The following is a 12,146-nucleotide window of genomic DNA, read 5'->3' as shown; positions in this document are numbered from 1 at the left end:
AGGATCTGACAGAATGACAACGATTAAAGTATCCGATACGTCATTTGACTCTGACGTTATTGGCGCAGACGCGCCGGTTCTGGTCGATTTCTGGGCGGAATGGTGCGGTCCCTGCAAACAGATTGCGCCGTATCTTGATGAAATCGCTGGCGAACTTGGCACGAAACTGACCATTGCCAAGGTCAATATCGACGAAAACCCGAATACGCCAGCCAAATACGGCGTTCGCGGTATTCCGACCTTGATGATTTTCAAGGGCGGCGAAGTGTCTGCGATCAAGGTTGGCGCCATGCCGAAAAGCGCGCTGGTTGACTGGATCAACCAGTCGATTTAAGTGGCGTGACGGGACTTATATTGAAAAAGGCGGAGCCATGTGGCCCGCCTTTTCTTTTGGGTCTGATAGCAGGAGATCAAGACGTGACTGAAATAATGAAACTGACATCGGCGATAGACGGATTTGACTTTGATGCGTGGCATGGGGTGCCGACCGGCCTGCGCAAAGGCGGGTTGGTGCTGATACAGGAAATTTTCGGCCTGGATCGTTACATCATCGAAGATGCGCAACGCTGGGTCACCGAAGGCTATGAAGTGATTGTGCCATCGATGTTTGATCGCCAGGAACGTGGCTTTGTGGCCGATCATGATGCCAGCGGTTTTGAAACCGGCCTGAAATATGCCGGTGATAACGGTATTGAAAACCCGGTATCCGATGTGCAGGCCTGTGTGGATGCCCTGAAACAAAACGGACCGGTCTTTTTGATCGGCTATTGTTATGGCGGGACCGTTGCGTGGCGCGCCGCATCGCAAATTGGCGATCTGTCTGCTGTTGTCAGCTATTATGGGGGCGGCGTCGCCGCGATTGCCGATCTGGCGTTAAAATGTCCGGTTATGTGCAATTTTGGCCGCAAGGACGCCCATATCCCGGCTGACGAAGTGTCGGCCACGATCAAAAAAGCGCATCCCGAAGTGCCGGTCTATATTTATGAAAATTCCGGCCATGGCTTTAACAATGATGGCCGACCGGATTCGGACGTGGCAGATGCCAAACTGGCCCGTGCCCGTGCCGCTGCGTTATTTGACGCCTGCGGTGCTGTTATTATCTGATTTTTGCCGTGCTTTAAAATGACAACGGGCAGGCTGATGATTTCAGCCTGCCCGTTGTCATTTGGTGTCGAATTGGTGTGTCTTACGGTTTATGCCGCGCGAATATCACGCAGGAAGTCGTGAATTTGCGACAGCAATGCGTGGGATTTGTCGCTAAGGTCGCGGGCGGTATGCAAAACTTCGCTAGATGCGTTGCGTTCATCTTCGGCAGAGGCGCGCAGCCCGTCAACATTTCGCGAAACTTCCTTGGTGCCGGTGGCTGCTTCGGCAACATTGCGGGCAATTTCGCCGGTGGCAGCGTCCTGTTCGGCCACGGCAGCCGCAATGCCTGCGGCAACTTCGTTAAGTTCCTTCATGCGGGTTGCCAGATGCTGAATCGCGCCAAGGGCGTTTTGCGTTGACCCCTGAATATCGCCAATCTGCCCGGCAATTTCTTCGGTCGCCCGGGTGGTTTGATTGGCGAGGTTTTTAACCTCGGCGGCCACCACAGCAAAACCTTTACCGGCATCGCCGGCACGGGCGGCTTCGATGGTGGCGTTAAGGGCCAGAAGGTTGGTCTGCTCGGCAATCGAGCGGATCAGCTCAACCACTTCGCCGATTTTGTCAGATGCGGTGCCAAGGGCGCTAAACAGGCCGCTGGCTTCGTCGGCTTCGTCGGAACCAGCCTGGGCAATTTGCGAACTGCGGCTGACCTGCAAGGTGATTTCGTCAATTGCGGCGGCCAGCTGTTCGGCGGCAGAGGCCACGGTATCAACATTGTTGGCAGCCTGTTCGGTGGCGGCGGCAACGGCGGTGGCCTGTTCGGTGGTATGCGAGGACTGGGTGCTCATATCTCCAGCGGTGCTACGCAACTGGGTTACGGCTGCATTCACCACGGTCAGGTTGCCTTCAACTTCGTTCTCAAAACTGTGGATCAGGTTTTCGATCCGGTCGGCACGGTCGATATGTTCTTGTTGTACCCGGGCCTGTTCGGCCTGAAGGCGGTCGGTTTCCTTGCGGTTTTCGCGGAATACGATAAAGGCGCGTGACAGGCTGCCAATTTCATCTTCGCGATCGGCGTGGTGAATTTCGGCATCTGTTTTGCCCGCTACCAGGGCGGTCAGCGCATCGGTGATTTCACCCAGCGGCTTGGTGATCGACCGGCCGATCGACAGCCCGATCACACCCAGGATGATCAGCAAAATGGTGGCAAAAGTGAGATCGGCAGTGGCGCGTTGCCAGAAAATGGTATCGACATCATCAATATAAATGCCGGTTGTTAAAACCCAGCCCCAAGGGGCAAATTTGCGGGCATAGGACAGTTTCGGCGCGGTGCCGCTATTGTCGGGTTTTGCCCAGACATAATCAACAAAGCCGCCATCGCTGGTTTTTGCTGCGGTGATCAGATGGCTCAGGACGGCGGTGCCGTTGACATCTTTTATTTGCGCGGCACTTTTGCCAATCAGCGATTGTGTCACCGGATGCATGATAATGGTGCCTTTGGCATCGAGCACAAAAACATAATTGTCGCCGTCATAGCGCAGCTTTGAAACTGTTTCGAGGGCCTGCTTTTGGGCATCCTGTTCGCTGATATCACCGGCTTTTGCCATGTCAGCCAAACGGGCAATACTGGATTCGGCCATATCAACGATCTGGCGGATATTATCCTTGCGGTCGTCAATCAGGGTCGTACGCAGGGTAAACAGATCGAAAATTGTTGGAATACACAGTGCAATGGCAACAAGCACCATTAACAGGCGGAGTTTTGCAGCAATTGAGAAATTGGAAAGTGTCATGTTTGAAAACCTGAATGCTTGACGTTTTATCTCACCGGAAACGGATTAATGCCTACGGCTGTGAAAAGCTAAAACAACCGCTATTCACCCTATAGTGGCAAGTATATACAGCCATTCTTAAGAGCAGGAATTGATCTGATACCAAGTGACGGCGATAGAACTTACAATTTTTGGCCGCAGTGAAGGGGTTGATCGCATTCTTTTACATAAGAAAAACTTCATATTACTGTCGATTATTGGCTTCGGTTAACTTTTATACTAATTCAAAAATCAAATATTTTCTTCGATTTTAACCTTGAGGTTGTTTTTTTGTTGGTCCTGGCTTGTTTTGTCGGCGGTACCTCGTGATATTGACGGGGATATCTTGTTAAGTGACGTTTGACGCGGGAAATTTTGGGCGATAAACGTCAGAGACGTGGCGAGTCGTATTCTTGCAACCACGCAGAAAGACAAAAAAGGCAGGGAAACCCTCCCTGCCTTTGGTTCGAATGACGTGTTAATACCTGGTTCGCTCGTTGTCAGGCGTTGCGAATATCTGTCAGGAAACCCTGGAACTGCTTCATCAGGGAACGGGATTTTTGATCCAGTCCCTGTGCCGATTTCAAAACGTCGTTTGAGGCGACGCGCTCGCTTTCGGCAGACTGACGCAGCCCTGCCACATTGGCTGAAACTTCCTTGGTGCCTTGGGCGGCTTCGCCCACATTGCGGGCGATTTCGCCGGTTGCGGCATCCTGTTCGGAAACCGCCGCGGCAATACCGGCGGCAACTTCGTTTAGTTCATTCATCCGCCGGGACAAATGGGTGATTGCGCCCAGCGCATTTTGGGTGGACCCCTGAATATCGCTGATTTGCACGGCAATATCCTGGGTGGCGCGGGTCGTTTGATTGGCCAGGTTCTTAACCTCGGCGGCAACCACAGCAAAGCCTTTGCCCGCTTCGCCTGCACGTGCGGCTTCAATGGTGGCGTTCAGGGCCAAAAGGTTGGTTTGTTCAGCAATAGATTGAATAAGCTGAACAACTTCACCGATTTTTTCCGATGCGTTGCCAAGGGCCGCAAAAATGGTGGTGGCGTCTTGTGCTTCTTGCGATCCGGTTCGGGCAATATCAGAACTGCGATTAACCTGCTGGGTGATTTCATCAATCGAGGCCGCAAGCTGTTCGGCGGCGGCGGCGACAGTATCGACATTGCGGGCCGCCTGATCGGTGGCGGCGGCAACGGCGGTGGCCTGATCGGTGGTGTGCGATGACTGGCGGGTCATTTCACCGGCTGTACCATGCAACATGCGCACCGCATCATTAACCCCCTCCAGATTATGGGTAACGTCGCCTTCAAACTGGACAATCAGTTGTTCAACCCGTTTGGCCCGTTCGATGCGTATGTGTTGTTCGCGGTCATGTTCGGCACGCTCGGCTTCATTGCGCTTTCGGTTTGACCGGAAGACTTCAAGGGATCGTGCCAGGTCACCAATTTCGTCGCGGCGGTCTTCGGCGTCGGGAATATCAACTTCGACATTGTTATCCCCCTTTGCAAGGCTATTGATTGCCCCTGTGATGCGGATCAGCGGGGTGGCCGTGGAACGCGTGATTGCGGCACCAATCAATCCGACAATGGCAATAATGATTGCGGCAACGACAATATCGCTGATCGCACGCTGCCAGAAGGTGTCGTCAATGTCATCGGTGTAGGTCCCCGCACCAAGAACCCAGCCCCAGGGTTTGTACATGGTGCCATATGATATTTTTTGTGCAGATGATTTCTGGCCGGGTTTGGGCCAGACATAGGCAAGATACCCGCCGTTGGTTGCGGTGGTGATTTTGGCCAGATCGGCAAAAATCTTTACGCCGTTGGCATCGGTAATGTTTGCGCCATCCTGGCCGTTCAGCGCCGGTTTGATCGGGTGCATGAGGATTTTGGCTGTGCGATCGAGAACAAATATATAGTTATTGTCATCAAACCGCATGTTTTGGATCGCGGCCAGCGCCTGTTTCCGGGCATCTTCCACGCTCAGAGTGCCGTCTTGTGCCAGTTTGCCAAAATGACTGACGGTGGATTTTGTCAATTCAACAACGTTCTTTATACTTTGCTTGCGTTCGTCAACCAGACTTCCGCGCAGAGTGAAAAGATCGTAAGCCGTCAGGGACAGCAATGCAATCGCGACGACCCCCAATAAAAGTCGCAATTTTACCGATATTGTACAGTCGGATAGGTTTATCATCTATGACCCCAAGAGTTATTGTTGTTGCAGCATACTGTACAGTGGAAATAATATGACCGTTTTTTGTCATTCACTTTTAAGTTGATGCCTTGTTATTGACGTGCTTAACGGTTGTTATTTTTCTGTATTATTTTTTCTTTCCAGCGTTTTAGATTCATCTTTTAAGAGAAGCATGAATTATTGTAGTGGTCAGCAAATAACAATGACCCGCAACAAAAAAATCACGTAACGCGTTGTTTTGCTAACCTTGGATTGGGGTTTTTATCTGTGAAAAAAAACCTTTGATGGTGATATTTTAGTGTTTTTGAATATTTGAAGATGTTTTATTTTACTGGAAGTTGCATTTTGGTGTTGTCTGGATGTTAAACGTTACCTTCAGGGGAGCGCGCAAAGTTGCTGTGCGGGATATGGGATTAAATCTGGCGGGAGCGTCGACAGAATTGGGGCAGATATGAATCTTAAGGCGCTGCGGCTGTTTCGACTGACGGTTTTACACGGCACCCTTTCAGGCGCGGCACTGGCGGCAAATTTAAGCCAGTCTGCTGCCAGCCGGATGCTGGCCGGGCTGGAAAGTGAATTGAAGCTGCCCCTGTTTGAACGCACCAACCAGCGGCTGGTCTTAACCCGTGAAGGGGAGCGTTTTTTCCACGAGGCCGAACATATTCTGAACGGGGTCGAGGAAATTCCGGCGATTGCGCGCGAAATTCGCGAAAAGGCGGTTGATACCCTGCGCATTATTACCGTTGGCCCGATCGGGGCATCCTTGCTACCGCCCGTGATCGATTTGCTAAATGCCGAACATGCCAATTTGAAATGCAAAATTGATATCGGCACGCGTTCTGATGTCGAAAATCAGGTCGGGTCGCGGCGTTATAATCTGGGCCTGCTGTCGTTGCCCATTAAAACATCGGTGGTCGAACTGGCGATTGAACCGGTGCTTGAAGCGCGAACACAGGTGTTGCTGCCCGTTGATCATCCATTGGCCGCCCTTGCGTGTGTGCCGGTCGAGGCCCTGGTGGATGAGCCTTTTGTTTCGTTGCGATCCAACCAGATCTGGCGGCAAAGGCTGGATCATCTGTTTGATGCGATCGGCAAGGTGCCGCGCATCAGCCTTGAAATCGGGTCCAGTTTGCTGGTGCCCAAATTTGTTGAAAGCGGTTATGGCCTGGGTTTGATGGACGGCATCAGCAGTGTTTTTATTGATCCATCCAAAACCACCTTGCGCCCGGTCGGGCCTGAATTTTGGCTGCCTTATGCCTGCGTTTTCCCGCCTGCCGGGCAAAACCCCGTGGCGATGCGGTTTGTCGCCCTGTTACGCCAGCAAATAGCCCGTCGTTGCGCCGATGATGCGGCATACGGGGCCCATGTGCGGTTGTTATTGCCAGATTAAAGGAAAAGTGCTTTAACCGGCGCATATGCCTGCCATGAGGCAAATATCTTTTATTTTCAGGCGGTTCTGACAGCACCCTGCATAAAATGGCCCGGTCCTGTTTCAGGCCGGGCCGTTTGGGTTCTGCACCAGCAAAGCCTGCGCAATATGCTGACGGATATGTGTAACATGCGTGCGTGCGCTCGCCGCAGTATCGCGGGCAATGTCAGCACTGCGCCCGGTGTAATGACGTGGATCAAGGGCGGTGTCGAGCGCATCGCGGCTGGCATAACAGGTGCGGACATCATCGTGTTTGTACAGCGCATCGGCAAAGGAAATGCCGGTATCGCGGCAATCGACAATGGCGTGATGCACCAGATCATGGGCGGTTTGGCGACCAATTGTGTTGGCCAGTTGCATCATGATTTTTTCTGACACCAGCGGGGCAGGATCGCGCATCAGGTTTTCATACATGCGGTCCTGGTTGATTTTCAGATGGTCGAGCAATGTTTCAAGCTGTGTCGCCACCTTGTAGGATAGCGTGCCTGCTTCATCAATCAGTTCGTAGAGCCGGAAATTATACGCTGCGTCGCCTTCGTGGCTGGGGCGGCAGGCTTCCATTGTCGGACCAACCAGATTGCGCAATCTGGTGGCCGTGGTAAGCAGGCTGACCACATATTTGGGATTGAATTTATGGGGCATGGTCGAGCTTCCAACCACATCGGTGGCCTGAATTTCGCTGATTTCGTCCACTTCGTTTGACATCAGGGTATAAAGTTCGGTGCCCATGCGTTCGCAGGCGACAGCAAACATGCCCAGCATGGCAACATATTCGGCAAACCCGTCATTGGTGGCGCGCGAATGTACGGTGGAGACGGTTAAACCCAAATGTTTCGCCATCGTATCGGCCAGTTTTTGACCGACATCGCCATAGCTGTGCATGGCCCCGGCAGCTCCGCCAAAAACCAGCATGAAGGTGCGCGGTTCGGTGCCGATCAGCCGGTCGGCACAGCGTTGAAATTCGTCAATCCAGCCTGCCATTTTATAGCCAAAGGTAATTGGCAGGGCCTGACGGCGATTGGTGCGTGCCACGGTGAGCCAGTCGGCCGTCTGGTCGGCCATATCGGCCATTTTCGCCAGCGCATTTGCCATGCGGGCCAGCATAAAACGGTGCGATTTGCGCAATTGCAGGGTTTTACCGGCAATGATGATGTTTTGGGTGGTCGCCCCCCAATGAACATAGCCCCCGGCATCGCCCGCACATTTTGCCGCCAGCGCGCGCACGGTCGACATGATCGGCGACATGCTGGCGGTAATGTCGTTTTGCAGGGCCTTAACATCAAATTGGGCCAGATCGGTATGTTTGATGATTTCGTCACAGGCCGATTGGGGGATCATGCCCAATTCGGCCTGGGCGATTGCCAATGCGCCCTCGACATCCAGCCAGCTTTGCCAGGTGGCATTGGATGTAAACAGATTATCAGTCGAGACAGGCAGGGGATGCGTGTTCATTATCATCGTCTCTTGTGTTGCGGCGTCAGGGCAGGGCGGGCGCATTGGCAGTTCAGGTTGATCGGGGTGGGGGTTACCCCACCACAAACAGCAGGTTATAGACAAACAGCATGACCAGCCCACCAATCAGCGGTATGGCCGTTCGTTTGACAATGTCGATTGGCGAGCATTCGGCGACCTCGGCCACCGCAATGATGACACCCGATACCGGTGACAGCGACCGGGCGATGCCAGCGGTAAACTGAAGCGGTAACAGCAGGCTGACGGCACCGGTAGCAGTACCTGCGGTGATGTTTGGTGCCAGACTGGCAAACGAGAAGAACGCCGCATTGCCCGATCCGGTCATGATGGCGGTAATGGCAACCAGCGCACAGGCAATCAGCATCATGCCGAGAATGCCAAAACCGGCATTTTGCGCACTGGCGATCATGAAATCGATGGCGCCTATGGCTTTAAGACCCGCGGCAAAAAATTCGGCGCAAATGATCAGGGAAATGATGGTCGAGAACATGTTACCCATGCCCCGGAAAAACACCATGAAACCGTTCAAAACATCGGCCATTTTGTGACGATTGCGAAACATCTCGCAGAACAGGCCGATCAGCGCGCCAATGATCATGGCGGTAACCACACCCAGTTCAATCTGATGGATCAGCAATTTGCTGAAAATCAGGATCAGGGTTAAAGGCAGGATTGGCAGCAGGGCATAAAAACCTGGCGCGTGCGGGGCATCATCGCCGACAGGGGCCATACCCGCCATGACCTCGCCGTGATGGGGCACGACAACTTCGTGATTATCGCGGCGGTCAAAATATTTGGCACTGACATAGGTCAGGATGCAGATCACCGGGATAATGCAGGCGGCAACCGGAATTTGATATTGGGCAAAGAAAATGGCCACATCAATATTGGCGGTGTGGGCGGCAAGGTTGGCGGTGCCCGATGCCGGGCCAAGGTCGAGAACCGATGTGGTGCCGATCATGGCGGCGGCAGCAGCACGGCTGACACCGAGTTTCACCAGTGTCGGATACAGGGTAACCAGCAACAGCATGGCAAGGCCAGCGGCACTGGGGATGAAGATGTTAAGCACCTGACCGACGGCATAGCCGATTGCGAGCACAACGTAAGGCGCGCCAATCCGGGCCAGCGGGCGGGTGGTAATGTTAACCATCGCCTGTGTTGCGCCAATATGGTCCATATATTTGGCAAAGCCGCCAGCGGCCATAATGATCAGGCCAAGGCCCGCCAGACGATAGGACATGATGGCATGAATATGTTCAAAAATATCGAACCCGGCCCAGCCGGTGGGATCGTCTTTTTTGAAAACAATGTCATGTGTCGGGTAAAAAATGGCGGTAACGGCAAACAGCGTCAAACCGGCCAGCAGCAATACAGTGTGGGGTTGGTATTTTTTGACGATTAAGGTGGCAGCAACCACGCTGACCACAATCGCAATCATTAATTCTATCATTTTGTTTCCTCCCAGTCGTACGGTCGGGCACGATATGGGGGGCAGGTAAAGACTGTATATTGCTTTGTCGCGATCACTTTATCGCATTTTTGCATCGGTCGCGTGGTGGCACTGCAGCAAATGCAAAAAGGGCTGCCGGTGAGGCAACCCTTTCGCAACGCAGCATTTTCTCGGTTTTCAGAGGGTTAATCCTCAAACGGGGTGCCATCCATATTGCCGATCAGCACTTCGCGCTTGCCGACATGGTTGGCGGCCGATACCAGCCCGTTTTCTTCCATTTGTTCAATAATGCGCGCTGCCCGGTTATAGCCGATGGAAAGTTTGCGCTGAACAAAGCTGGTTGAGGCCTTTTTTTCGCGCAGCACAATGCCGACGGCCTGATTATACAAATCATCATCGGCACTGTTGCCGCCACCCGGCCCGGCATTGCCGCCACCGCCCGCCATATAGGCGGCAACCGGGTCTTCTTCGGGTTCTTCGGTAACATCATCAAGATAAGACGGATCGCCTTGATCACGCAGATGTTTGACAATGCTTTCAACCTCTTCGTCCGAGACAAACGGGCCGTGAACACGCTGGACGCGGCCGCCCTGGCTCATAAACAGCATATCGCCCTGTCCCAAAAGCTGTTCGGCACCCATTTCGCCCAGAATGGTGCGAGAATCGATTTTCGAGGTCACTGAATAGGAAATACGGGTTGGGAAGTTGGCCTTGATGGTCCCGGTAATCACGTCGACCGACGGGCGCTGGGTTGCCATGATCAAATGGATGCCTGCGGCACGGGCCATCTGGGCCAGACGCTGGATCGATGCTTCGACATCCTTACCCGCTACCAACATCAAATCGGCCATTTCATCGACGATGACGACGATAAAGGGCAGCGGTTCCATCGGCAGTTGCTGGTCTTCAAAAATCGGCTTGCCGGTTTCGGGGTCAAAGCCGGTCTGAACCCGGCGGGTCAGTTCTTCGCCCTTGGCGGCGGCTTCCTTGATGCGTTTGTTATACCCGGCAATATTCCGCACCCCGACCTGGCTCATGGCGCGGTAGCGGTCTTCCATTTCGCGCACCGCCCATTTAAGCGACACAACGGCTTTGTGCGGGTCGGTCACCACCGGTGTCAACAAATGCGGAATGCCATCGTAAATTGACAGTTCCAGCATTTTCGGGTCGATCATGATGAAACGGCATTCTTCGGGTGTCAGCTTGTAAAGCAGGCTTAAGATCATGGCGTTCACACCCACCGATTTACCCGAACCGGTGGTCCCGGCAATCAGCAAATGCGGCATTTTTGTCAGATCGGCAATCACCGGCGACCCGCCAATATCCTTGCCAAGGCTCAGGTTCAGCTTGCCGGTGTTTTTTTCAAAATCGTTGGATGCCAGAATTTCATGCAAATGCACGGTTTCGCGTGTGGAGTTTGGCAGTTCGATACCAATCACATTGCGCCCGGGCACCACGGCCACACGCGCGGCAATCGCACTCATGGAACGGGCAATGTCGTCGGCAAGGCCGATCACGCGCGATGATTTAACCCCGGCGGCAGGTTCAAGTTCATACAATGTTACCACCGGGCCGGGGCGAACCTGTACGATTTCGCCCTTGACGCCGAAATCCTGCAATACGGTTTCCAGCAAACGGGCATTTTGCGCCAAAGCCCCCTGATCGATCTGGGCATAGTCTTCTTCGCTGGGTTCATGCAGCAGGCCAAGCGGCGGGAAGCTGTATTCACCATGGCCAAGATCAAATGATGACTGACGCTGTGCCGATGCCTTGGTGCTGGGTTGGACCTTGGCAGCAGGGGCGGCCACGATATGAACCGGGGGGGCCGTATCGATATCGTCATAATCATCGGCATCATCGCTGGCCAACAGGGTGTTGCGTTCCACCGCCGCCGCTACCCGTTTTTCCGAGCGTTCCATCGACGGTTCCTGGCGCGGGCGGGCATTGCGGTCGCCTTTGCGTTCGCCCGGGGCAATGTCGGCGGCGTCGTCGGTGCTATTGCCGGGAATGGCGCGACCGACGCCATAAAGGATGGTGCCGCCAATACGCGACAGCACATGGCCCACCGACCGCCATTCCGACAATTGATAGGCCATGCAAAATAGCGTCAGGATCATGCCTGTGATCATGCTGAACAGGCCAATAATGAACGGCCCGGCAGGAAGCCCCGCCAGAGTGAGCAACATGCCCAGGCGCCCCAACAGCAAATCACCGGCAAAGCCGCCATAACCCACCGTGAGCGGCCAGGTCATGCCGCGTGGCACGGCCGATGCCGCCGTTGCCATTAATAACAATGCCAGCGGTAACAACAAAAACCGCAACCACATCCAGCTAAACGGACGCATGGCAATCAGGCGCAGGCCCCAGCCAACAATGAGCGCGGTTAACAAGGCCGCGCCTAAACCCAGCGTGCGCAGCATCATATCGGCGACATAGGCGCCAAAAATGCCCAGCGGGTTATAGATATAGGCATGGTCGCTGGCATGGTTAAACGACGGATCACCGGGATGAAACCCGATCAGCATGATGAACAGGGCAATCCCCGCCGCACTCAGTGCCAATCCACACAGCTGGATGCCCCCGCGTTTGAGGAAGGTCACCAAGGCGCTGGGAAGAAAGGCGGTGCCGCGTTCAAGAAGGTTTGTCTGACTGCTCATGCCGATTTCCGTTGTTAGTTCTGTTACTGTCTGAAACGAGAC

Annotated in this window: 8 protein-coding genes; 3 read left to right on the top strand and 5 right to left on the bottom strand. The window is 53.8% G+C overall.

The genetic code is table 11. The features are described 5' to 3' along the window. Positions 1 to 13: 13 nt before the first annotated feature. Together trxA and AAC086_RS07735 are read left to right on the top strand one after the other, a co-directional pair. The gene (gene trxA, locus AAC086_RS07740; RefSeq protein WP_339777297.1) at positions 14 to 334 is read left to right on the top strand and encodes a thioredoxin TrxA; all 321 of its coding nucleotides are present in this window, start codon (positions 14 to 16) and stop codon (positions 332 to 334) included. A gap of 83 nt (positions 335 to 417) precedes the next feature. Further along, entirely contained in the window at positions 418 to 1,104 is a 687-nt protein-coding gene (locus AAC086_RS07735; protein ID WP_339777294.1) for a dienelactone hydrolase family protein, read from the top strand. Positions 1,105 to 1,193: 89 nt separating this feature from the next. Here the strand turns inward: AAC086_RS07735 and AAC086_RS07730 are convergent, their stop codons facing one another. Both AAC086_RS07730 and AAC086_RS07725 read right to left on the bottom strand, forming a co-directional pair. Further along, positions 1,194 to 2,879, bottom strand: coding sequence for a cache domain-containing protein (locus AAC086_RS07730; RefSeq protein ID WP_339777292.1), 1,686 nt, complete (start codon positions 2,877 to 2,879; stop codon positions 1,194 to 1,196). 518 nt (positions 2,880 to 3,397) lie between these two features. Further along, positions 3,398 to 5,095 carry a cache domain-containing protein gene (locus AAC086_RS07725; protein WP_339777289.1) on the bottom strand — a complete coding sequence of 566 codons (1,698 nt, stop codon included), beginning with the start codon at positions 5,093 to 5,095 and terminating at the stop codon, positions 3,398 to 3,400. Between the two features lie 451 nt (positions 5,096 to 5,546). Here AAC086_RS07725 and AAC086_RS07720 point away from each other — a divergent pair, with 451 nt between their 5' ends. Further along, positions 5,547 to 6,485, top strand: a complete 939-nt coding sequence (locus tag AAC086_RS07720; RefSeq protein WP_339777288.1) for a LysR family transcriptional regulator — start codon at positions 5,547 to 5,549, stop codon at positions 6,483 to 6,485. Positions 6,486 to 6,587: 102 nt separating this feature from the next. On the opposite strand, the gene AAC086_RS07715 is transcribed toward AAC086_RS07720, so the two are convergent. From AAC086_RS07715 to AAC086_RS07705, 3 genes are all read right to left on the bottom strand, one after another. Further along, positions 6,588 to 7,976 (bottom strand): lyase family protein, encoded by a 1,389-nt coding sequence (locus tag AAC086_RS07715; protein ID WP_339777286.1) that lies wholly within the window; start codon positions 7,974 to 7,976, stop codon positions 6,588 to 6,590. A gap of 73 nt (positions 7,977 to 8,049) precedes the next feature. Next, a complete protein-coding gene (gene dcuC, locus AAC086_RS07710) occupies positions 8,050 to 9,447 on the bottom strand; it encodes a C4-dicarboxylate transporter DcuC (RefSeq protein ID WP_339777283.1) in 1,398 nt (465 codons plus the stop codon). A 185-nt stretch (positions 9,448 to 9,632) separates the two neighbouring features. Continuing rightward, entirely contained in the window at positions 9,633 to 12,104 is a 2,472-nt protein-coding gene (locus AAC086_RS07705) for a DNA translocase FtsK 4TM domain-containing protein (RefSeq protein ID WP_339777280.1), read from the bottom strand. Positions 12,105 to 12,146: the final 42 nt, after the last annotated feature.

Source organism: uncultured Thalassospira sp., from assembly GCF_963976115.1.
Lineage (GTDB): Bacteria > Pseudomonadota > Alphaproteobacteria > Rhodospirillales > Thalassospiraceae > Thalassospira.
The sequence above is the reverse complement of the archived record's forward strand: the minus strand, read 5'-3'. Positions and strand labels throughout refer to the sequence as shown.